This is a genomic window from Streptomyces ferrugineus, from assembly GCF_015160855.1.
Taxonomy (GTDB): Bacteria; Actinomycetota; Actinomycetes; order Streptomycetales; family Streptomycetaceae; genus Streptomyces; species Streptomyces ferrugineus.
The window spans coordinates 3382721-3405297 of record NZ_CP063373.1; the positions used below are offsets into that span (position 1 = coordinate 3382721).

The window sequence follows — 22577 nt, forward strand, 5'->3', positions numbered from 1 at the left end:
GTCAGTGATCCGTAAGGTCATGGGATCCCTTTTGTCTGTTTTATATCCGTAGGGTGAGTGAGGTGATCGAGACTTCCCCCTCCTCCGTGGACGTCGTGCTCCCCTGCCTCGACGAGGCCGAGGCCCTGCCGTGGGTGCTGGAACGGATCCCGCCCGGCTGGCGCGCGATCGTCGTCGACAACGGTTCCACCGACGGCTCTCCGGACCTCGCCCGCAGTCTGGGGGCGCATGTGGTCCATGAGCCGCGGCGCGGCTTCGGCGCCGCCTGCCACGCGGGCCTGACCGCCGCCACGGCCGACGTCGTCTGCTTCTGCGACTGCGACGCCTCCCTCGACCCCGCACTGCTGCCCACCGTGGCCGGCCCCGTCCTCGACGGTTCCGCGGACCTCGTGCTCGGCCGTCGCCGGCCCACCGCCCGCGGCGCCTGGCCACTGCACGCCCGGCTGGCCAACCTGGAGTTGGCCCGTCTCGTCCGCCGCCGCACCGGCCTGCGCCTGCACGACCTGGGCCCGATGCGCGCGGCCCGCCGGGAGTCCCTGTCGGCCCTGGGCCTGACCGACCGGCGCTCCGGCTATCCGCTGCAGATGGTGACGCGCGCCGCCGACGCCGGCTGGCGGGTGGCGGAGACCGACGTGCCCTACCTGCCTCGTACCGGCCGCTCGAAGGTCACCGGCACCTGGCGCGGCACCTGGCAGGCCGTACGCGACATGCGGGCCGTCCTCGCCGAGCAGCCGCCCGCCGCCCCCGCCCCCGCCCCCGCCCTCGCGGGAGGCGCCCGATGAACTCCCTCCGTATGAACGCCGGTTCGCTCACCGTGCTGGTCATCGCGAAGGAGCCGGTGCCCGGCCGGGTCAAGACCCGCCTCACCCCGCCGTACACCCCGCGGGAGGCCGCCGCCCTGGCCGAGGCCGCCCTGACCGACACGCTCCACACCGTGCTCCGGGTCCCCGCCCGGCGCCGGATCCTCGTCCTCGACGGCACCCCCGGCCCCTGGCTGCCGCCCGGCTTCGAGGTCGTGCCCCAGACGTCCGGCGGCCTCGACGAGCGCATCGCCGCCGCCTTCGAACTCTGCGACGCCGGCCCGGCGTTGCTGGTCGGCATGGACACCCCGCAGTTCACCGCCGACCTGCTGGCCGAGGTCGGCCGCGACGGGTACGACGCCTGGTTCGGCCCGGCCGCCGACGGCGGATTCTGGGCCCTGGGCCTGACGGACCCGTCCCGCGCCGGGGCCCTCGTGCGGGGCGTCCCGATGTCCACCGACCGCACCGGGGCCCTGCAACGCCGCAGGCTCACGGAGGCGGGGCTGACGGTCCGTGACCTGCCGCCGCTGCGTGACGTGGACACCGCCGCCGACGCCGCCTCGGTGGTCGCCGGCTGCCCGCCCGGATCCCGCTTCGCCGCCGCCATGGCCCGGCTCGCGGAGCCCGTCCGATGAGCGGCACGGCGCACGGGACGCGCACAGCCGTCGCCGGGCGGACCGAGCCGGCGCAGCGAACCAGGCCGGAGGAGAACCTCGTGCACGCCACGCTGCCCTCCCATCTCCAGCGGCCCGCGCACGCGGAGCGCACCGACCGCCGCACGCCCGTCGACGCGGGCAGGCCCTGGACGGACGACCCCTACGACCGGGCCCTGCGCACCGGCCGCGGCCCGCTGTACCTGCGCCGCATGGCACCGCACACCGACGGGGCGGCCGAACTGCTGCCGCTGGACGTGGAGCGCTTCTGCGCCCCGCCCGACGCCGCCGACACCCGTGTGCTGCACCAATGCACCGGCCCCGTCCTGGACGTCGGCTGCGGTCCGGGACGCCTGGTGGCCGCCCTGGCGGACCGGGGGATGACGGCGCTCGGCGTGGACGTCAGCCAGGCCGCCGTCGCCCTGACCCGCCGCCGAGGCGGAGCCGCCCTGCAGTGCTCCGTCTTCGACCCGCTGCCCAGAGAAGGCCGCTGGGACACGGTCCTGCTGATGGACGGCAACATCGGCATCGGGGGCGACCCGACGGCGCTGCTCGCCCGCCTGCGTGAGCTGCTCCGCCCCGGCGGGTGCCTGCTGGCCGAGGCCGCGCCGCAGGACGTGGACGAACGCCTCACCGTCCGCGTCGAGGACGCCCACGGCCGTCACGGACGCCCCTTTCCCTGGGCCCGCGTCGGCACCACCGCCCTGCTGCACGCCGCCGACGCCACCGGATGGATCCTCACCGGCCGGTGGACGACCGACGACCGCCCCTTCCTCGAACTCCGCCGCCCGAACGCGGAGTTCGACGCCGGAGGTCCCCTGCGACGCGGAGGGGCCGCACGCCCCGCACGCCCCGGAGGGACCGTACGACCCACGCCCCACGGAGGGCCGCACCGCCCATGACCGACGTCGCCGCCTCGCACCGGCAGCAGCACCCCGGGCCCGACGCCGCACCCCCGTCCCCGCGCCCCTCCGCACGGAGTGCTCGCCTCCGCGTCGCCGTGATCGCGGCCCTGCTCGCCGCCCTGACCGCCGTTGTCGTCGGCACCCTCCAGGCCGGCGACACCGGCCGCCTGCTGGCCGGATACGGCGTCGCCTGGGCCCTGTTCGCCGCCGCCGTGTGGGCCGTACGCAAGGTCCCGGCCCGTGCCGCGACCGTCCTCGTCCTCGTCGGCTCGGCCGCGATCGCCCTGGCCGGGCTCACCGCGCAGCCGCGCACCAGCAACGACATGTACCGCTACGCCTGGGACGGCCGCGTCCAGGCCGCGGGGATCTCCCCCTACGCCCACCCGCCCGCCGCACCCGAACTCGCCCATCTGCGCGACCCGTGGCTGTTCCCCACACAGGAAGCCTGCGAGGGCTCGGGGCTCACCCACATGAGCAGCGGCCTGTGCGTCCGTATGAACCGGCCCGCCGTCCCCACCATCTACCCCCCGGTCGCCGAGGGCTGGTACCTCGCCGTGCACACGCTGTCCCCGCCGGACAGCCGCCACAAGCCGCTCCAGGTCGGCGGCGCCGTCCTCGCCTTCGGCACGACCCTCGCCCTGCTCCACGTCCTGCGCCGGCGCGGCGACCCCCGGCGCGCCCCGGCCCGGGCCGCGCTGTGGGCCTGGTGCCCGGCGGTCACCCTGGAAGCGGTCAACAACGCCCACATCGACACCCTCGGCGTCCTGTTCGTCGTCCTCGCGCTCGGCACCGCCACCGCGGGGACCCGCCGTGGCGCACTGCTCGGCGCCGCGATCGCGGTGAAGCTGCTGCCCGTCCTCGCCCTGCCCGGCGCACTGTCCGGACAGCGCGGCCCGGCCCGCGTCCTGCGCGTCGCCGCGGCCGCCGTCGCCGTCGTGGCCCTCGCGTACCTGCCCTACGTCGTGGCCTCCGGCGCGGGCGTCCTCGGCTACCTGCCCGGTTACCTCCACGAGGAGGGCTACGAACCCGGCCACGTACGCCGCTTCGCCCTGCTGCGGCTCCTGCTGCCGGACGCGGCCGCCGGAGTGACCGCGGCCGCGCTGCTGGCGCTGACCGGCCTGTACGTGTGGTGGCGCGGGGACCCGGCCCGGCCCTGGCGCGGCGCCCTGCTGCTCACGGGCGTCGCCCTGCTGCTCTTCTCCCCGAACTACCCCTGGTACTCCCTGCTCGTGATCGCCCTCGTGGCCCTGGACGGCCGCTGGGAATGGCTGGCCGTCAGCCTCGCCGGCACCGCCCTCTACCTCGTCGGCGGCCTCCTGCCCGGCTTCCCCCTCCAGGCCTGGGCCTACGGCACCGCGGCCATCGTGATCGCGGCCGGCGCCTGGCTGCGCTTGGGTGGGGCACGCCGGATCCGGGTGCGCGGCAGCAGCCGCTCGACCGCTCGTTCCTGGGGCCGGACGCGGGCCGATCAGGGGTGCTGAAGCTCCGCCCGGACCGGTCAGGGCCGTGGGTCGGGTACCGCCGCGTCCGGCTTGCTGACCTTCGGGCGGTCGCGGTCGCCCGCGCGCAGGACGCCCGCGAAGATGGCGAGTCCGGACGCCAGCAGGGTGACCAGGCAGAACGACACCATCAGGCTGGTCGCCTGGGCGATCCCGCCGATCGCGCTCGGGGCGATCAGACCCGAGGTGTACGTGATCGTCGCGACACCCGCGATGGCCAGCGAGGGGTTGGGGCCGCTGCGGCCCGCCGCCGCGAAGCACAGCGGCACGACCACGGCGATGCCCAGACCCAGCAGCGCGAACCCGGTCATCGCCAGGGCCGGCCGGTCCGACACGACGATGAGCAGCCCGCCGAGGGTGGCGAGGATTCCGCTGAACCGGACCGTGCGCACCGCGCCGTAACGGTCCACCACCTTGTCGCCGGCGAGCCGGGCGATCGCCATGGTGAGCGTGAAGCCGGTCGTGCAGGCCGCCGCGAGACCGGCCGAGGTGTCGAGCTGGTCCCGGAGATACACCGCCGACCAGTCCAGGCTCGCGCCCTCCGCGAAGACCGCACAGAACCCGACCGCGCCGATGAGCAGCGCGGACCTGGGCGGCAGCGCGAACCGGGGCGGCGGCTCCTCGTCCTCGGCGGGCTGCAGGTCGAGCACCCACCGGCAGGCCGCCACCCCGAGAAGCGTGAGCGTCACCGCCGCGAGCGCGTGGTGCAGCCGGGCGTCCGAGCCCAGGTGCGCCGCGAGCGTGCCGGCCGCCGAGCCGGTCAGGGCGCCCGCGCTCCACATGCCGTGCAGGCCCGACATGATCGACCGGTCGAGGCGGTTCTCGACCTCGACGCCGAGCGCGTTCATCGCCACGTCCGCCATGCCCGCCGTGGCGCCGTAGACGAACAGGGCCAGGCACAGGGTCAGCAGGTTGGGGGCCAGGGAGGGCAGGATCAGGGCGAGCGTCCACAGGGCGATCAGTCCGCGCAGGGCGTTCCGGGCGCCGAAGCGGTGGCTGATGCTGCCGGCCAGCGGCATCGCCAGGGACGCGCCGAGCGCGGGGAAGGCGAGCGCGAGGCCCAACTGCCCGGCGCTGACCCCGGCATGGTCCTGGATCCACGGCACGCGCGTCGCGAACGAGCCGGTCACGGCACCGTGCACGGCGAAGACGGCGCCCACGGCGTACCGGGCACGCCTGACTTCGCGCAGGTCGTAGACCATCCCACTCATTGTGCGGCCCCTCCGGTCCTCGCTCTGTGCTCGGGTCGGGCGTAAACTATCAGGGACCCTGCCTGATAGATAGGGGATTTCCGGGCCGGTGGTCGCTGCCGAACTCCCGGCCGCGTACGGCCCGGCCCCGCCATCTGGAAGGATCCCGGCATGCCCGCATCCCCGAGCACCGCCCGGGCCATCAACGACCGGCTCGCCCTACGACTGCTCCAGCAGGAGGGTCCGTTGACGGCGGGTCAGCTCAAGCAGCTGACCGGACTGTCCCGGCCGACCGTCGCCGACCTCGTCGACCGCCTCACGGACGCCGGCCTGATAGCGGTCGTCGGCGAGGCCGGCGAGCAGCGGCGCGGGCCGAACGCCAAGCTGTACGGCATCGTCGCCGACCTCGCCCAGCTGGCGGCGCTGGACGTCCGTACCGAGGGCCTCTCCGTGGTCGTGTCCGACCTGGTCGGGGCCGTGCTCGCCGAGGCGTCGGTGCCGATCGCCGGTGACAGCGGGACCGGGCCCGCCGTGGAGCAGGCGGTGACGCTGGTGGAACGGGTCGTGAAGGAGGCGGGGGCGGACCGGCTCCACACGGTGGGCATAGGCGCCCCGGGCCTGATCGACCCGGCGAGCGGTGAGCTGCGTGACTCCACCGGCCTGCCGGAATGGCACCGCCGCCTGGTCGCGACGCTTCAGGAACGGCTCCCCGAGGCCCGCGTCACCGTCGAGAACGAGACCAACCTCGCCGCCCTCGCCGAACAGCGCGACGGCGTCGCCCGCGACCGGGACACCTTCGTCCTGCTGTGGCTGGGCCATGGCACCGGCGCGGCCGTGGTCCTCGACGGCGCCCTGCGCCGCGGCGCCTCCGGCGGCACCGGCGAGATCGGGTTCCTGCCGGTGCCGGGGACGGTGGGGCTGCCGTCGGCGGTGGACTGCGAGGGCGGGTTCCACTCACTGGCCGGGTCGGCGGGGATCGTGGAGCTGGCGGGGGCGTACGGGTTCACCGTCGAGGGCGCGTCCGTGCGCGAGCCCGTTGCCGCGGAGGTGGTGGGGGAGGCGGTGGCGCTGGTCGCGGAGGCGAGCGGCGGGGAAGCGGGAGGTGGCCCGCCGGACCCCGACGGTCCGACGGCCGCAGCAGCGCCCGTCCCCCGTGACGCGGCCTCCGCCGCCCGCTTCCTCGACGCCCTCGCCGACCGCCTCGCCATCGGTGTCGCCTCCGTCGTCGCCATCCTCGACCCTGGCTGTGTGGTCCTCGGCGGGGAGGTCGGACAGGCCGGCGGGGAGCCGCTGGCCGCACGGGTGGAGGAGCGGATCCGCCGGATGTCACCGCTCGCCACCGTCGTACGGCCCAGCGGCCTGGGCGGCGGCGCCGTCCTGCGTGGGGCACTGCTCACGGCGCGCGACGCGGCCCAGGAGGAGCTGTTCGCGCCGCCCGACCGCTGACCGTCCCGGCAGAAGCCCCGGCCGTGCCGCGCATGATCGGTCAGTCGCCTCCCACCCCCCGGCCCCGCGGCTCCCCGGCCCGAGCAACACCCGACTCGCGCTGCGAACCATTGGCTGGGCGCCTCGTCCACCCTGGGCTGTCGCTTTGGTGGGGGCGTGGGGCGGGTTGTGGGTCGTCGGTCGGTCGTCCTGCCTGCTCCTGGGCTGTCGCTTTGGTGGGGAGTCCTGAGGCGGGTCGTGAGTCGTCGGTCAGTCGCCCTTCCCGCCCTTGGACCGCCGCCCCGGCGGGAAGCCTCGGGGTCGGGCTGCGAGACGCCGGTCAGACGCCGCGACCACCCCCGGACCGCCGCCCCAGGAACTCCTCGAAGGTCCCCTTGCCCACGGCATGCTCCGGTGCCAGATGGCCTCCCGAGCGGAAGCCCTGGTACCCCTTGCCCCACAGCGGCACCTTCACGACGAGTCGCTTGCGGCCGGTCGCCTTGAGGTAGGCGCGGGCCAGGGAGTCGAAGGTTCGCACCTCGGGGCCGCCCATGTCCTCGACCCGCCCCGCCGGAGCCGCCACGGCCAGCTCGGCGAGCCGGTCAGCGACCTCCGCCACCTCGATGGGCTGGTCCTTCACATGGGCCGGGAGCAGCATGACCGGCAGCTTGGCCATGGCCCCCAGCACCCGCGCCACCAGGTCGTGGAACTGCGTCGCACGCAGCACGGTCCAGCCCAGCCCCGACTCCTCGACCAACTGCTCCACGGCGAGCTTGGCCTTGTAGTAGCCGAACGGCACGCGGTCGACGCCGACGATCGAGATGTAGACCAGATGCCGTACGGCCGCCCTCCGCGCCGCCGCGATCAGCTGCCGTGCCGCCTCCTCGTCCCCGCCACCCGGCGAGCTCGCGCAGTGCACGATCGTGTCCACGCCCGCCAGCGCCTCGTCCAGACCGGGACCGCCCTTGCGCAGATCGACGGCGTACGGCTGGGAGTGCCGGCTGAGCACCCGCACCTCGTGCCCGTCCGCGCGCAGCCGCTCGGTGACGAGCCGGCCGAGCGTGCCGGTGCCGCCGGTCACCAGGATCGTGGTCATGCTGTTCAGTCCCTTCGGGCGCCGGGCACTCCCGGTTGGAGCGCCCCTCGTCAGCTGAGACCGAGTACCCCGTGCGAAATGTGACAGCCCGCTATGCCCGCGCGAGCTGACGGCGTACGAAGTCCAGCTTGTCCGGGTTCATCACGGCCCGCGCATGCGTGATCAGGCCGTCCCGCAGCTCGAACGCCGCGACCCAGAGCAGCGTGTCCCCCGCCCACGCGGCCAGCGCGATCGCACCGTTGATCTCGACAGCCGCGACGTCCACGCCGGCCAGGAACTTCTGTGTCACGCCCAGCACGAAGCGGGACACCTTCTCACGGCCCTCGACCGGCCGCCGGGCCGCCGACACCTTGCCACCGCTGTCGCTCGACCAGACCACGTCGGCCGCCAGCAGCTTCTCCAGCCGGGCCAGATCACCGTCCCGTGCCGCTGCGACGAAGGACGCGACGAGTTCCTCCTGCCGCTCGGGACTCGACTCGAACCGCGAGCGCGGCTCACCCACCCGCTGGACCGCCCGCCGGTAGAGCTGGCGGCAGTTCGCCTCGGTCAGCTCCAGCGCCTCGGCGATCTCCCGGTGGCCGTAACCGAACGCCTCCCGCAGCACGTACACCGCCCGCTCGGTCGGTGTGAGCCGCTCCAGGAGCACCAGCATCGCCAGGGACACGGCGTCCCGCTGCTCGGCGGACTCCAGCGGCCCCAGCGTGCCGTCCGAGGTGATCACCGGCTCCGGCAGCCAGGGGCCCACGTACTGCTCGCGCCGGGCCCTCGCGGAGGTCAGCCGGCTCAGGCAGAGGTTGGTGACGACCTTGGCGAGCCAGGCCGCCGGATGCTCGATCCCGTCGCGGTCGGCGCCGCTGAAACGCAGATACGCGTCCTGGACGGTGTCCTCGGCCTCCTCGGCGGAGCCGAGCATGCGATACGCGAGGCCGAACAGCCGGGAACGGTGGGTCTCGAACTCTTCGGCGATCGCGGTCGTCATGCCCTCACCCTGCCAGAGCGCCGTCGGCACGAAGGTGGGGGACCCGGCGGCGGGCAAGGGCCGTCGTCACCGCCGCCGGGTCGTCTGCGGGGGCTCCACTGGAAGAGGGGTCCGAGGACGAGGAGGTTCCCGCACCCTAGAGAGGACTAGACCACAGCGTCAATAGGTACGGACCAGCATCAATGCCATTTCCATGGAAGGCAGTTGGGTGCGCCGGGGGCGGCCGTGGAAGTCCAGCGAGGGAGCCTGTGAGGCAACCCACACCCTTCGCCTGTATGGACATCGATCAGGCGTGGCACACTGGCCCTGTACCAGAAGCAGCGCACTCCGGGGTCGGTGAAAGTCCGAACCGGCGGTTACAGTCCGCGACCCGGTCGCCTCCAGCGGCCGGTTGACCAGGTGAAATTCCTGGACCGACGGTTAAAGTCCGGATGGGAGGCAGTGCGCGGCGGGCGGGCATTCATGCGCGCCGCCGTACCGGTTCGTCCATGAGGCGAGCCCTGTCCGGCGTCGCCCCGGTGCTCTCGCTCGTACATTCTGTCGTCATCGACAGGCCCCGGAGTCCGTGCCCGAATGAGGCAGGAGGACCCGGGAAGTGTTCACCGGAATCGTCGAAGAGCTGGGCGAGGTCACCGCCGTCGAGATCCTCGACGACGCCTGTCGCTTCCGAGTGCGCGGCCCCGTCGTCACCGACGGCGCGAAGCACGGCGACTCCATCGCGGTGAACGGCGTCTGCCTCACGGTCGTCGACCACGAGGGCGACGAGTTCACCGCCGATGTCATGGCCGAGACCCTCAACCGCTCCAGCCTGGGCGTCCTCACCGTCGGCTCCCGCGTCAACCTGGAGCGCCCCACCGCCGTGGGCGCGCGCCTCGGCGGGCACATCGTGCAGGGCCACGTCGACGGCACCGGCGAGGTGCTGGAGCGCAAGCCCTCCGACAACTGGGAGATCGTGAAGGTCTCGCTCCCCGCGGACCTGTCCCGGTACGTCGTCGAGAAGGGCTCCATCACCGTCGACGGCATCAGCCTGACCGTGGTCGACGCCGGCCCCGACTACTTCACCGTCAGCCTCATCCCCACCACCCTCGATCTGACCACCCTGGGCCACAAGCAGCCCGGCGACCCGGTCAACCTGGAGGTCGACGTCATCGCCAAGTACGTCGAGCGGATGCTGGGCGACCGGATCTCCTCCGAAGGGGCGGCGGGCCGGTGAACTCGCTGAACTCCGAGGCCTTCGCCCTGTTCGGCCAGCACATCCTCTGGTCGGACATGGTCGGCAACCTCTTCGGTCTCGCCGCCCTCGCCCTCGGCTGGCGGCGCTCCATATGGACCTGGCCCGTGCAGTTCCTCGCCGGCCTGATCCTCTTCGGCGCCTTCTTCGGCCATCTGACCGGCAGCGCCGGCAAGCAGGCGATCGTCATGCTCGTCGCCCTGTACGGCTGGTGGCAGTGGCAGCGCGGCAAGGACCAGGGGGCGGACGGCCACATCAGCGTCCGGTTCGCCACCTGGCGCGAGCGCGGGGCGATGGCCGCCGCGGCCGCCGTGGGCACCGTCTCGGTGGCGCTGCTCTTCGAGGCGTACCCGACCCTGTCCTGGGACCCCTGGCCGGACGCCTACATCTTCGTCGGCACCGTCGTCGCCATGTACGCCCAGGCGCGCGGCATGGTCGAGTTCTGGTTCGCCTGGCTGCTCGTCGACCTGGTCGGCGTGCCCCTCAACTTCGCCAACGGCTACGCCTTCTCCGGCTTCGTCTACGTCATCTACGGCGCACTCGTCCTGTGGGGCATGCGCGACTGGTGGCTGCGCTCCCGCAACGACGCGCGGCCCGTCCTGGAAGGAGCGCCGGCATGACCGCGGCACCGATTCTGTACAGCACCGAGGGCGTCGAGGACCTCACGCTCGACCCGATCGAGCGGGCCATCGCCGACATCGCGGCCGGCCGCCCGGTCGTGGTCGTCGACGACGAGGACCGGGAGAACGAGGGCGACCTCGTCATCGCCGCCGAGCACGCGACCCCCGAGATCGTCGCCTTCATGATGAGCGAGTGCCGCGGCCTGATCTGCGCGCCCATGGAGCCCGAGGAGCTGGACCGGCTCGAACTGCCGCAGATGGTCGCGGACAACACCGAGTCGATGAAGACCGCCTTCACGGTCTCCGTGGACGCCTCCGCCGCCCACGGTGTGACCACGGGCATCTCGGCCTCCGACCGGGCCACCACGCTGCAGCTCCTCGCGAGCGGCAAGGCGGAGCCGTCGGACCTCGTCCGCCCCGGCCACATCTTCCCGCTGCGCGCCCGGCCCGGTGGCGTGCTGGTCCGCGACGGCCACACCGAGGCCGCCGTCGACCTCGCCCGGCTCGCCGGCCTGCGCCCGGCCGGCGCCATCGTCGAGATCGCCGGCGAGGACGGCGAGATGCTGCGGCTGCCCGAGCTGATCCCGTTCGCCCGCAAGCACGGCCTGACCATCGTCTCCATCGAGGACCTGATCGCCTACCGCCGCGACGCCGAGCGCCCGCAGCCGGTCGAGCGGCAGCCGGTCCAGCAGGAGCCGGCCCCGGCCGCGCCGCCCACCGTGCGCCGCGAGGCCGAGGTCCACCTGCCCACCGCCCACGGCGCCTTCACGGCGTACGGCTACCGATCCACCGCCGACGGCGTCGAGCATGTCGCGCTCGTGCACGGCGAGATCGGCGACGGCGAGGACGTCGTCGTCCGCGTGCACTCCGAATGCCTCACCGGGGACGTCTTCCACTCCCTGCGCTGCGACTGCGGCCCCCAGCTCCGGGCGGCCCTGGAGCGCATCCAGGACGAGGGCCGCGGCGTCGTCGTCTATCTGCGTGGACACGAGGGCCGCGGCATCGGCCTGATGTCCAAGCTGCGCGCCTACGAACTCCAGGAGCGCGGCCGCGACACCCTGGACGCCAACCTCGAACTGGGCCTGCCCGCCGACGCCCGCGACTACGGCGCCGGCGCACGGATCCTGGCCGACCTCGGCGTGCGCAGCGTGCGCCTGCTGACCAACAACCCCGACAAGACCGCCGCCCTGCTCGGCCACGGCATCGAGGTCACCGAGCGGGAGCCGATGCCCGTGACCGCGGGCGAGCACAACCTGACCTACCTGCGCACCAAGCGCGACCGGATGGGGCACGACCTGCCCTGGCTGGACGCCGCCCCCGAGGCCGCGCTGTCCCCCTGCACCAACCAGTAAGAGCACACCGAGGAGACTCAAGAACGTGAGCGGCAAGGGCGCACCGGAGCTGTCCGTACGCAATGTGGGCGACCTGCGGGTCGCGGTCATCGCGGCACAGTGGCACGAGAAGGTGATGGACGGACTGGTGGACGGCGCCCTGCGCGCCCTGCACGACCTGGGGATCGACGAGCCGACCCTGCTGCGGGTCCCCGGCAGTTGGGAGCTGCCGGTGGTCGCCAAGGTCCTCGCGGGCCGCGGCTACGACGCGATCGTGGCCCTCGGCGTCGTCATCCGCGGCGGCACCCCCCACTTCGAGTACGTCTGCCAGGGCGTGACCCAGGGCCTGACCCAGGTCTCGGTCGAGACCGGCGTCCCGGTCGGCTTCGGCGTGCTGACCTGCGACACCGAGGAGCAGGCCCTGGACCGGGCCGGTATCGAGGGGTCCACCGAGGACAAGGGGCACGAGGCGGTGACCGCGGCGGTGGCCACCGCCGCGACTCTCCGCTCAGTATCTGAACCGTGGCGCTAGGTGGACCGGCACTACGCGTAAAGTGGGCGCCACCATGTCCAAGAAGACGTTCGAGGAGCTCTTCACCGAGCTCCAGCACAAGGCCGCAAACGGCGACCCCGCCACCTCCCGCACCGCCGAACTCGTCGGCAAGGGCGTCCACGCCATCGGCAAGAAGGTCGTCGAGGAGGCCGCCGAGGTCTGGATGGCCGCCGAGTACGAGGGCAAGGAAGCGGCAGCCGAGGAGATCTCCCAGCTGCTGTACCACGTCCAGGTGATGATGGTCGCCCGCGGGATCTCCCTGGACGACGTCTACGCCCACCTCTGAGCACCACCGCCCCGCACACCGTAAGAGCGAACGAAGGAAGCCGACCTCATGCTGCGCATCGCCGTCCCCAACAAGGGTTCACTGTCCGGCCCTGCGGCGGAGATGCTGCATGAGGCCGGCTACCAGCAGCGGCGCGAGTCCAAGGAACTGCGGATCGTCGACCCCGAGAACGACGTCGAGTTCTTCTACCTGCGCCCCCGCGACATCGCCATCTACGTCGCCTCCGGCCAGCTCGACATCGGCATCACCGGGCGTGACCTGCTGATCGACTCCGGCGCCAACGCCGAGGAGATCCTGCCGCTCGGCTTCGCCCGCTCCACCTTCCGCTTCGCCACCAGGCCCGGCACCGTCGGCGACGACCTGGCGGACCTCAACGGCAAGACCGTCGCCACCTCCTACGAGGGCATCGTCGCCAAGCACCTCGCCGACAACGGCATCGACGCCTCCGTCGTCCACCTCGACGGCGCCGTCGAGACCGCCATCCAGCTCGGTGTCGCCCAGGTCATCGCGGACGTCGTCGAGACCGGCACCTCGCTGCGCAACGCCGGACTGGAGGTCGTCGGCGAGCCGATCATGAAGTCCGAGGCCGTCGTCATCCGCCGCACCGGCGCGGACGGCGAGGAGCCCAAGGTGCAGCAGTTCCTGCGCCGCCTCCAGGGCGTCCTGGTCGCCCGGACGTACGTGATGATGGACTACGACTGCCGCGTCGAGCAGCTCGAGAACGCCGTCGCCCTCACCCCGGGCCTGGAGTCCCCGACCGTCTCGCCGCTGCACAACGAGGGCTGGGTCGCCGTCCGTGCGATGGTCCCCGCCAAGGAAGCCCAGCGCATCATGGACGACCTGTACGACATCGGCGCCCGGGCCATCCTGACCACGGCCATCCACGCCTGCCGTCTGTAGAGAGCACTGCGATGTCCGAACTGCCTGCCCTTCCCGTCACGTTCCGGCCGGGCCGCACCCGGGCCGTCCTGCTCACCGCGGGCGCCGCGATCTTCGTCGTCATCACGGCGGTCGCGCTGCTCCTGGAGAAGCTCGGCCCGGGGGAGCGCCTCAGCTTCATCCTCACCGGCGCGCTGATGTTCGGCGCGCTGGCCATGCTGGCGCGCGTGAGGGTCGTCGCCGACGAGTCCGGCGTCACCGTGGTGAACATCGCCACCAAACGCCGTCTGGACTGGGCCGAGATCCTCCAGGTGAACCTCCGCCCGGGTGACCCCTGGGTGTTCCTCGATCTCAGCGACGGCACCAGCCTGCCCGCGCTCGGCATCCAGCCGGGCATCGCCAAGCAGCGCGCCATCGCCGACGCGCGCACCCTGCGGGCGCTCGCCGAGGCCCGTGCCATCAGGGAGCCCGAGGACCATGAGGGCTGACTCGGACGGCCATCGGGCGCACAGGGAGACGTTCACCCTGACGTAAATCGCGATGTCTTGATTAATCTGTTGGCGGAGGCGTTTTCGTGGCGCCTCCGCCACTGATGTTCCGACCTGAAGTTCCAACCGGTCTTCAGAGGCCCCCTGCTACCCGAGGAGTGATTCCCTCCAGCGATGGACGGATCGTCCTGTAGTACCTGCGCCGCCCCCTCCCGACATACCGGGGCGGCGGCATCATGAGCATCCCCCTGCTGCTCCTGGCAGCCGCGTTCCTCCTGATTCTCGCCAACGGCTTCTTCGTGGCCGCCGAGTTCGGCCTGGTCACGGTCGAGGCGACGGACGCCGAGAAGGCCGCCGCGGAAGGCGACCGACGGGCCCGCCGGGTCGTCGAGTCGCTCAAGGAACTGTCCTTCCAGCTCTCCGGCACCCAGCTCGGCATCACCATCACCTCCCTCGTGGTCGGCATGCTCGCCGAACCGGCGCTGGCCGACCTGCTGGGCGGCCCGTTCACGGCGATCGGCGTCCCCGAGGGCGCGGTGTCCGGTGTCGCCGTGGTCGTCGGCATGCTGCTGGCCTCGGCCGTGCAGATGGTGATCGGCGAACTCGTGCCCAAGAACTGGGCGGTGTCCCGGCCGATGCAGGTCGCGCGCTTCGTCGCCGGCCCGCAGCACGTCTTCGCACGGCTGTTCCGCCCGGTGATCGCCGCGCTGAACTCCGTCGCCAACCGCCTCGTCCGCGCGCTGGGCATCGAGCCCGCCGAGGAGCTGGCCTCCGCTCGCACCCCCGGCGAACTCGTCTCCCTGGCCCGGCACTCCGCCCAGGCCGGCGCCCTCGAACAGGACACGGCGGATCTCTTCGTACGGACCCTGTCGCTCGGCGAGCTCACCGCGCAGCACGTCATGACCCCGCGCGTGAAGGTCAGCGCGCTGCAGTCGTCGGCCACCGCCGAGGACGTGGTGAACCTGACCCGCGCGACCGGTCTGTCCCGCTTCCCGGTCTACCGGGAGAAGATCGACGAGATCGTCGGCATGGTCCATCTGAAGGACGCCCTGGCGATCCGTTCGGGTGAACGTCTGCGCACCCCGGTCGGCCGTATCGCCCGCCCCGCGCTGCTGGTCCCCGAGACCCTGCCGGTCCAGCCGCTCCTCGCCCAGCTGCGCAGTGAGCAGCCCATCGCCGTCGTCGTCGACGAGTACGGCGGCACGGCCGGCGTGGTCACGCTGGAGGACATCGTCGAGGAGATCGTCGGCGAGGTCCGCGACGAGCACGACGGCCAGGACCTGCCGGAACTCGCCGCCGCCCCGCCGGAGGACGGCCGCCCGGCGTGGGACGCCGACGGCAGCTGCCGAGTCGACATCCTCCAGCGCATAGGACTCGACGTGCCCGAGGGGCCGTACGAGACCGTCGCCGGACTGGTCGCCGACCTGCTCGGGCGCATCCCGGCCGTCGGCGACAAGGCGGAGCTGCCGGGCTGGCGGCTGTCGGTGCGCCGGGTCGGCCACTACCGCGCCGAGCGCGTCCGCCTGGTGCGGACCGGGGCCGTGGTGGAGGTCGCCCGATGAGCGTGCTCCAACTCGTCTTCGCCGCACTGCTCGTGCTCGCCAACGGCTTCTTCGTCGGCGCCGAGTTCGCCCTCGTCTCGGTCCGCCGCAGCCAGATCGAACCGCTCGGCACCGCACGGGCCCGCAAGGTTCTGTACGGCCTGGAGCGGCTGCCGGAGATGATGGCGGCGGCCCAGTTCGGCATCACCGTCTGCTCGCTGACGCTCGGCGCGGTCGCGGAGCCCACGGTGGCGCACCTGCTGGAGCCGCTGTTCGAGTGGATCCACCTTCCGGACGGCATGATCCACCCGCTCACCTATGTCATCGCGCTCGCCGCGGTGGTCTTCTTCCACCTGGTCATCGGCGAGATGCTGCCGAAGAACCTGGCGATGGCGGCGCCGGAGAAGGTCGCGCTGTGGCTCAGCCCCGGCCTGGTCTACTTCGCCCGCTTCTGCCGGCCGATCACCGTGGCCCTCGGCGCCGTCGCCCAGGCCATCCTGCGGCTGTTCCGTGTCGAGCCGAAGGACGAGGTCGAGGCGGTGTTCACCAGCGAGCAGCTCAACCGGCTCGTCGAGGACTCCGGCCAGGCCGGTCTGCTCGACCCGGAGGAGCAGGAGCGCCTGGAGGACGCCCTGGAGCTGGGCTCCCGCCCGGTGACGGATGTGCTGCTCAAGCGCGAGTCCCTGGTCACCGTCAGCCCCTCGGTCACCCCCGGCCAGATCGTCGCGCTCACCGCCCGCACCGGGTACTCCCGCTTCCCGGTGGCGGCGGAGACCGGCGCCTTCATGGGCTATCTGCATGTGAAGGACGTACTGGACCTGGAGGAGTCGGAGCGCGCGGTGCCCCAGCAGGTCTGGCACCCGATGACGACCCTGCGCTCCGAACTCCCCCTGGACGACGCCCTGACGGTGATGCGCCGCGCCGCGACCCATCTGGCCCAGGTGGCCGACGCGTCCGGCAAGGTCCTGGGTCTCGTCGCCCTGGAGGACGTACTGGAACTCCTGGTGGGCGAGGTACGGGATCCGGCGCACCGGGAGTTGCCGGAGGTGCGGGTCACGGCGCCGCGACTGAGCAGCGGGGAGCCGGAGGGGGCGTTGGCGGGGTAGCAAGTGCCCGGCGCTGGTGCGGGCAGGTGGCTGGATCGCCCGCCCGCGCCGGCTCCGCCTTCTACGTGGCCGACGGATCCTGCGGACCCCTGCCCGACAGCACTTCCCCATACGCCTGCATCAGATCCGGCAACCGAAGTGTCGACAAGTCGTCCCTCGTCAACGCCCCCGGATAAGTCGTCAACCGCAGATCCCGGTACGCACAGCTCTTCTCGTACAGCGTCCGCAGGAACCGCCCGTTGCCCAGCTCGTCGATCCACCCCTGATCGACCACGTGCCCGGCGATCGACCGCAGCTCCTCCAGCGCCTCCTCGTCCCACACGTCCCCGTTCTCCGCGGCCAGCACCTCGCCGATCGAGGTGAGCTCAAGAGGCCGGTACGACGGGAAGTCCACCCGGGTCGTGAAGCGCGAGGACAGACCGGGGTTCGCGGCCAGCAGCCGGTCCATGCCCTCGGGATAGCCGGCGAGGATCACCACCAGGTGGTCCCGGTTGTCCTCGGCCCGCTTCAGCAGCACCTGAAGGGCCTCGTCGCCGTACGCGTCGCCCTTGCCGTAGCCGGTGTTGGACAGGGAGTACGCCTCGTCCACGAACAGCACGCCACCGAGCGCGGAGTCGATGAGTTCGTTGGCCTTCACGGCCGTCTGGCCCAGATACTCGCCGACCAGATCGGCCCGCTGGGCCTCCACGAGATGGTCGCCGCCGAGCAGCCCGAGGGCGTAGAAGACCCGGCCCAGGATGCGCGCGACCGTGGTCTTGCCGGTGCCCGAGGGGCCGGAGAAGACGAAGTGCCGTTTCGGCGGCTGCACCGGCAGCCCCTGCCCGGCCCGCAGCCGGGCCATGTTCAACTGGGCGGACAGCGCCTTGACCTGGCGCTTGACGGGCTCGAGCCCCACCATGCGCTCGAGCTCGGCGAGCGCCTCCTCGAGTAACTGCGGATCGGTCGGCCCGGCGGGCAGCGGCTGCGACGGTACGCCCGTCTTCTGGCGCACCGCCGGATCCACCGCCGACGACAGCGGCCCGTTCGGCGGCAGGTCCGGGTCGGACAGCTTCAGGTCCCGGCCCTCGGTGCCGAACAGCGGGTCCAGCCCGTCGGTCCCGTCGCCCATGTCCCCGCCGAACCCGGTGAGCGTGATCGCCGCGAGGTCGGTCGGGTCGTCGTACCCGTCGCCCTCGGCGATGGCCGCGAGCCGGGCCGAGGTGTCCATGAAGGCGGGGTCGACGCGATGCACGGCGCGGTACAGGGGGAGCGCGGCCGCCGACCGGCCCGTGCCCTCGTGCGCCCGCGCCAGCCAGTACCGCAGCTCCTTGCGCTGCGGCTGCTCACTGCGGCACCGCATCAGCGCGGCCGACAGCAGGGGCTCGGCCTGCCCGTACATCTCCAGCCGCACCCGCGCCATGCCGCCGAACAGGCCGGCCTCGATGCCGAGCATCGGATCGTCGAGCAGCGGGTCGGTGTGGCGTACGAGCTGCTCCCAGTCCTTCACCAGATACGCGCGGCAGGCGTGCAGGAAGCGGACCTGGTGGTCGGTGTCCACGGGCGGGAGCCCGGCGAGCGCCCGGTCCAGCTCCGGGACGTGCCGGCCGTCCAGCCAGTGCGAGGCGTGCGCCAGCAGCAGATCGCGGGGGCTCTCCAGCACCGGCTGCACCCACCAGCCCAGCCAGTACCAGGAGTTGAGCGTGCGCCGGTGCCGGGCGCGCTGCTCCCCGAAGCGCTCCCGGTGCCGGAACATCCGCAGCAGCGCCGTCGTCGTGTCGACGCGCAGCGCGTGCAGGCCGAGCCAGCCGTCGGCCATCCCGGGATCGATCCGCACCGCGGTGCGGAACTCCTCCTCCGCCTGCGGATACGCCCCCATCGTGTAGGCATCCACACCTCGCAGCCAGGCGAGGTCGGCCGGGGCCTCGGGGCCCTGCGTGCCGAAGTCCATCACGTCCCCCACAAACCGTGCCCCCGTCGGTTGACCGGCCGCCCGCCCGCCGGCCACCTTGATCGAACGGCCGTACCGTGGACCGGAGTTGCAACGGTGCGCAGAGCAGCCGTCCGTAGGTCGCACCGAGGGCATCGTACCTGCGAGGGAGGGGCCCGCCCCAGGGTGCCGCACCGGCCGTTTGGCGAGGTGGGAGCAGATCCGGGGGAGCGCGCTCGGTGACCGAGGGTGAGCAAATCGCGCCTCTCGGCGCCCGGAAAAAGGGGGTGAGGGCAGAACGAAGCCCCCGATCACGGGGGAACAACCGGGGGCTTCGCGTCTTCGGGCGGTCTCGAATGACCGCACATTGAGAACGTAAGTCCTGTACGGCCCCCGGGTCAAGCCGAGTTGAGGCACTCCGGGAACTTGGCCGACGGGGTTCTTCACAAGTTCAGCACATTGCCGATGGGTCGTCACCCTGTGTGATGAGCTGGTCCGGTCCAACGGTCCCGGCAGGCCCAGGAACCACCTCATATCCCATTCCGCACTGTCGAACCAGAAGGTCGGCGAAGGGCCTGGAAGGGTCGTCGGCGAAGTGTCTGCGCTCCGCCCTGACCCAGCGGTCCCAGAACTCCCGCTGCTCCTCCCCGTCCCGTGAACGCCCCCGGGCCCAGGAGTCCTCGTGCGGCAGCTCCATCCAGGCCAGCTCGGCGAGATACGGACGCAGCGCGCGGCGGCCGGCGCCGACGCCCTCGATGACGATCACCGGGGCGGGCGGCAGGGGCAGCGGCGGTCCGAATCGGCGGGCCCGCCAGTCGTAGGGGGTGTAGTGGGCGGTCTCGCCGCGCGCGAGCGGTGCGATCACCTGGGTCAGCAGGCGCTCGGTCCACTCGAACAGCTCGTCGTGGCTGGCGATGTCGTCGAGGTGCAGCACCGGGGCGTCGTCCAGTGCCCGGGCCAACTGCCCGGCGAACGTGGACTTTCCGGAGCCGGCGTGCCCGTCGACGCCGATCAGGCGGACGGGGCCGCAGGACGGGGGGAGACGGCGGAGCCGGGTGGCGAGGACGTGAATCGTTTTTCCCGAAAGCGAAGCGGAGGTGGGCATATTTCGTTGGAACATTCTAGTAGCGGGTGAAAGCGGATGCGGCGACGAGAAGAGAAAAGGTGTCGCTTTGAACTAGCCGGCCGCTGTCCGCAATGTTGCCGAAAAACTCCGGCCACCACAGTGAAATCGACGTTCCGGTTGAGGCCCACGCTGAGTAGGGTGCCTGGTGCGCAACTGTGGGATGACGCAACGGGGATGGGCTGGGACGCATGGCCGCGGGGTTATTCGAAGGGCAGTATGTGTGGCATCCGGCGGCCGACGACCGCGTGCTGGCGAGCGTATGCGTCGATGTCCGGGCCGGGCGCTATCTGAGCGCGCGCGACGCCCTGGCCGAAACCCGCGGCGACTTCCGGCTGCGGGCCCACCGCTCCCTGGTGCTCGCCTCGGAGGCCGCCGACTCCGACCTCGTCGAGCGCTGGCTGGCGGAGGAGCCCGGCCCCGAGGCCGCGCTGATGTGGGCGCGGGTCGCCGTGCTGCGGGCGCTGCGCGCGGCCGACGCGCGTGACCCGCGCACCGAGGCGCTGGAGCGGATAGCGCTGGCCGCCTGCGACCGGGCGGCGACGGAGGGCGGCGCCGATCCCACGCCCTGGGTGGCCAAGCTGGCCATGGCCCGGCTGCACCGGCTGCGCGAACAGGCGCCGCGCGGACTGCTGACCGCACCGCCCGGACCGTGGCGCCTGTTTGCGCACGTCCTCTCGCTCGACCCCTGGCACCGCGAGGCCCACCATCGCTTCCTGGCCACTTTCTTCCCCCGCTACGGCGGCTCCGTGACCGCCGCCTGGGACGTCGCCGCCTTCCTCGGCCAGCGCGCGCCCGCCGACTCACCGCTGCGCCTGCTTCCGCTGGTCGCCCTCGTCGAGTGCTACGACCCCACCCAGCTGCTCGCCGACCGGGTCTGGGAGCAGCCGCAGTGGCGCGCGACCGCGCTGGCGATCCACCACAACTGGCTGCCCACGGTGGCCGGCTATCCCTTCACTCCGGTCCTGGACCTGGCCTACCTCGCGCATGCCCTGGTCATGGCCGGGTGCGAGACGCAGGCGCGCGCCGTCTTCACGGCGATGGGCCCCTACGCCTCGCGCATGCCCTGGTCCGTCTTCGGCGACCCGGCCGAGCAGCTGTCCCGGGCGCGCCGCGCCTGCGGACTGCCCGTACCGACCGCCTGACGGACCGCCACCCCCCACCGAGAGAAAGGTCCGGCCCGTGCCACAACGGATATCCGCACCGCGCGCCCGAGCGCGCGGGGGAGCGGATCCGATCGCGCTCGACGATGACGCCACGCTGCATGCGATGGGTTATCCGAGAAAACTCACACGGCGCTTTCAGGCGTTCGACAACTTCGCCATCTCGTTCACCATCATCAACATCATCTCGGGTATCTTCTCGGGCTTCGGGTTCGGTCTGAACGCGGGCGGCCCGAGCATTCTCGTCTTCGGCTGGATCGGCGTCTCCGTCATGGTGCTCTTCGTGGGAGCAGCGATGGCGGAAGTCGCCTCGGCCTATCCGACGAGCGGTGCACTGTATTTCTCCGCCGGGAAACTCGCCAAACGGCACAAGGGCGCCTGGTCCTGGTACACCGGCTGGCTGAACTTCGTGGGCCAGGTCGGCGGCACCGCCGCCACCGGGTACGCCGCCGCCACCTTCATCCAGGCCTTCATCGCCCTCCAGTGGCCCTCGTACGAGGCGACCGGCCACCGCACGGTGCTGATCACGGCCCTGATCATCGTGGTGCAGGGGCTCGCCAACACCTACACCGTGCAACTGGTCGCCGTACTGAACCGGATCTCCGTGTGGTGGCTGCTCAGCGGACTCGTGGTGATCGTGACCGCCCTGATCGTGATTCCCGATCACCATCAGCCGGCTTCCTACGTCACGCATTTCGCCAACAACACCGGTTTCACCAGCGCCCTTTACGGCGGGATGCTCGGACTGCTGGTGACGAGCTGGACCTTCACCGGCTTCGACGGCAGTTTCCACATGTCGGAGGAAACGGTCCGCGCGACGGTGAACGCGCCGAAGGGGATCACCCGGGCGATCGGATACTCGGCAATCGCGGGACTGCTGCTGATGCTCGCATTGGTCTACAGCATTCGCGATGAGGACCGGGTGGCGAGTGCCGACGCACCGCCCGTGCAGATCCTGATCGACGGCCTCGGCGTGGGCACCGCCAAGGTGCTGCTGCTGATCGTGATCGGGGCGATGCTCTTCTGCGGCCTGGCCAATCTCACCAGCAACACCCGGCAGATCTTCGCCTTCTCGCGGGACGGCGCGATGCCCGGCTCCCGCTGGTGGCACTCGGTCTCGCCGCGCACCCGCACGCCCGTCAAGGCGGTGTGGCTGGCCGTCTGCTGCTCACTGGCGCTCGTGATGCCCGGCTGGTGGTCGCACACGGCGTTCACGGCCATCGTCAGTGTCAACGTGGTCGGGCTGTTCCTCGCCTACGCCGTGCCGATCCTGCTGAGGCTGCGGCTCGGCGACGAGTTCCAGCCGGGCCCCTGGCACCTGGGCCGCTGGGGCAGGCCGGTCGGGATCGTCGCGGTGACCTGGATCGTGCTCAGCAGCGTGCTGTTCATGCTGCCGCAGTCCGCGCCGGTGACCGTCGACTCGTTCAACTACGCGCCGGTCGCCCTGGCCGTCGTCCTGGCAGTGGCCACGGCGTGGTGGTTCACCACCGCCCGGCGCCGCTTCCACGGCCCGGTCAGCTACGGCCGTCCCGACGAGGTCGCGGCGATGGACCTGGTCTGACGGGCTGTCATCGGCCCCGGTGCACACCGCGGCGGCGGTGCGCACCGGGGGCCCGGCTCGCTCATCTCGCCCCTCCTGTAAGGGGGTTGGGGCCGCCGGGCACCCGTTCCGACGCCAGTGGTCGACACCAATATTCGTAGCCACGCCAGGGGGCCGAAGTGCTGGTAGCGGCCGCCCTGTGGGGTCATAGTTGGCGGACAGCCGTGCACAGGAGCCGCCCGACTCGGACACCTGGGGGTCTT

Annotated in this window: 21 protein-coding genes and 1 riboswitch; of the genes, 16 read left to right on the plus strand and 5 right to left on the minus strand. The window is 72.2% G+C overall.

From position 1 onward, the window contains the following. Positions 1 to 65: 65 nt before the first annotated feature. The 4 genes from IM697_RS15485 to IM697_RS15500 are packed head-to-tail and all read left to right on the plus strand — an operon-like array spanning position 66 to position 3839. Entirely contained in the window at positions 66 to 782 is a 717-nt protein-coding gene (locus tag IM697_RS15485) for a glycosyltransferase family 2 protein (RefSeq protein WP_407699653.1), read from the plus strand. A gap of 11 nt (positions 783 to 793) precedes the next feature. Continuing rightward, a complete protein-coding gene (locus IM697_RS15490; protein WP_194049723.1) occupies positions 794 to 1435 on the plus strand; it encodes a TIGR04282 family arsenosugar biosynthesis glycosyltransferase in 642 nt (213 codons plus the stop codon). Beyond that, complete coding sequence (locus IM697_RS15495; RefSeq protein ID WP_194048264.1) at positions 1432 to 2355, plus strand: class I SAM-dependent methyltransferase; 924 nt, start codon at positions 1432 to 1434, stop codon at positions 2353 to 2355. The genes IM697_RS15490 and IM697_RS15495 overlap by 4 nt, the downstream gene beginning before the upstream one ends. Beyond that, complete coding sequence (locus IM697_RS15500; protein ID WP_194048265.1) at positions 2352 to 3839, plus strand: glycosyltransferase 87 family protein; 1488 nt, start codon at positions 2352 to 2354, stop codon at positions 3837 to 3839. Before IM697_RS15495 ends, IM697_RS15500 begins: the two co-directional genes overlap by 4 nt. Positions 3840 to 3856: 17 nt before the next feature. On the opposite strand, the gene IM697_RS15505 is transcribed toward IM697_RS15500, so the two are convergent. Beyond that, complete coding sequence (locus tag IM697_RS15505) at positions 3857 to 5068, minus strand: MFS transporter (protein ID WP_194048266.1); 1212 nt, start codon at positions 5066 to 5068, stop codon at positions 3857 to 3859. Positions 5069 to 5218: 150 nt separating this feature from the next. On the opposite strand from IM697_RS15505, the gene IM697_RS15510 reads away from it, so the two are divergent. Continuing rightward, positions 5219 to 6493, plus strand: coding sequence for an ROK family transcriptional regulator (locus tag IM697_RS15510; protein ID WP_194048267.1), 1275 nt, complete (start codon positions 5219 to 5221; stop codon positions 6491 to 6493). A 319-nt stretch (positions 6494 to 6812) separates the two neighbouring features. On the opposite strand, the gene IM697_RS15515 is transcribed toward IM697_RS15510, so the two are convergent. Together IM697_RS15515 and IM697_RS15520 are read right to left on the minus strand one after the other, a co-directional pair. Further along, on the minus strand, positions 6813 to 7568 hold the full coding sequence (locus IM697_RS15515; protein ID WP_194048268.1) for an SDR family oxidoreductase: 756 nt from the start codon (positions 7566 to 7568) through the stop codon (positions 6813 to 6815). Between the two features lie 91 nt (positions 7569 to 7659). Further along, a complete protein-coding gene (locus IM697_RS15520; protein ID WP_194048269.1) occupies positions 7660 to 8547 on the minus strand; it encodes an RNA polymerase sigma-70 factor in 888 nt (295 codons plus the stop codon). A gap of 318 nt (positions 8548 to 8865) precedes the next feature. Next, positions 8866 to 8996: riboswitch (FMN riboswitch) on the plus strand. 146 nt (positions 8997 to 9142) lie between these two features. Between IM697_RS15520 and IM697_RS15525 the strand changes: the two genes are divergently transcribed. The 9 genes from IM697_RS15525 (at position 9143) to IM697_RS15565 (ending at position 16582) form a co-directional block, all read left to right on the plus strand. Beyond that, a complete protein-coding gene (locus IM697_RS15525; protein ID WP_194048270.1) occupies positions 9143 to 9760 on the plus strand; it encodes a riboflavin synthase in 618 nt (205 codons plus the stop codon). After that, a complete protein-coding gene (locus IM697_RS15530) occupies positions 9757 to 10398 on the plus strand; it encodes a nicotinamide mononucleotide transporter family protein (RefSeq protein WP_194048271.1) in 642 nt (213 codons plus the stop codon). The genes IM697_RS15525 and IM697_RS15530 overlap by 4 nt, the downstream gene beginning before the upstream one ends. Continuing rightward, positions 10395 to 11750, plus strand: a complete 1356-nt coding sequence (locus IM697_RS15535) for a bifunctional 3,4-dihydroxy-2-butanone-4-phosphate synthase/GTP cyclohydrolase II (protein WP_194048272.1) — start codon at positions 10395 to 10397, stop codon at positions 11748 to 11750. Before IM697_RS15530 ends, IM697_RS15535 begins: the two co-directional genes overlap by 4 nt. Positions 11751 to 11775: 25 nt before the next feature. Then, a complete protein-coding gene (gene ribH / locus IM697_RS15540; protein WP_194048273.1) occupies positions 11776 to 12261 on the plus strand; it encodes a 6,7-dimethyl-8-ribityllumazine synthase in 486 nt (161 codons plus the stop codon). A 34-nt stretch (positions 12262 to 12295) separates the two neighbouring features. Beyond that, positions 12296 to 12568, plus strand: coding sequence for a phosphoribosyl-ATP diphosphatase (locus tag IM697_RS15545; protein ID WP_031486114.1), 273 nt, complete (start codon positions 12296 to 12298; stop codon positions 12566 to 12568). 48 nt (positions 12569 to 12616) lie between these two features. Next, positions 12617 to 13468 (plus strand): ATP phosphoribosyltransferase, encoded by an 852-nt coding sequence (gene hisG / locus IM697_RS15550; protein ID WP_194048274.1) that lies wholly within the window; start codon positions 12617 to 12619, stop codon positions 13466 to 13468. A gap of 11 nt (positions 13469 to 13479) precedes the next feature. Then, positions 13480 to 13935 carry a PH domain-containing protein gene (locus IM697_RS15555; RefSeq protein ID WP_194048275.1) on the plus strand — a complete coding sequence of 152 codons (456 nt, stop codon included), beginning with the start codon at positions 13480 to 13482 and terminating at the stop codon, positions 13933 to 13935. A 236-nt stretch (positions 13936 to 14171) separates the two neighbouring features. Continuing rightward, entirely contained in the window at positions 14172 to 15497 is a 1326-nt protein-coding gene (locus tag IM697_RS15560; RefSeq protein ID WP_194048276.1) for a hemolysin family protein, read from the plus strand. After that, the gene (locus IM697_RS15565) at positions 15494 to 16582 is read left to right on the plus strand and encodes a hemolysin family protein (RefSeq protein WP_194048277.1); all 1089 of its coding nucleotides are present in this window, start codon (positions 15494 to 15496) and stop codon (positions 16580 to 16582) included. The genes IM697_RS15560 and IM697_RS15565 overlap by 4 nt, the downstream gene beginning before the upstream one ends. A gap of 61 nt (positions 16583 to 16643) precedes the next feature. Here the strand turns inward: IM697_RS15565 and IM697_RS15570 are convergent, their stop codons facing one another. Beyond that, entirely contained in the window at positions 16644 to 18509 is a 1866-nt protein-coding gene (locus IM697_RS15570) for an AAA family ATPase (RefSeq protein ID WP_194048278.1), read from the minus strand. A 430-nt stretch (positions 18510 to 18939) separates the two neighbouring features. Then, on the minus strand, positions 18940 to 19593 hold the full coding sequence (locus IM697_RS15575; protein WP_194048279.1) for a uridine kinase family protein: 654 nt from the start codon (positions 19591 to 19593) through the stop codon (positions 18940 to 18942). Between the two features lie 209 nt (positions 19594 to 19802). Between IM697_RS15575 and IM697_RS15580 the strand changes: the two genes are divergently transcribed. Next, a complete protein-coding gene (locus IM697_RS15580) occupies positions 19803 to 20756 on the plus strand; it encodes a hypothetical protein (protein WP_194048280.1) in 954 nt (317 codons plus the stop codon). 124 nt (positions 20757 to 20880) lie between these two features. After that, entirely contained in the window at positions 20881 to 22335 is a 1455-nt protein-coding gene (locus IM697_RS15585) for an amino acid permease (RefSeq protein ID WP_228044688.1), read from the plus strand. Positions 22336 to 22577: the final 242 nt, after the last annotated feature.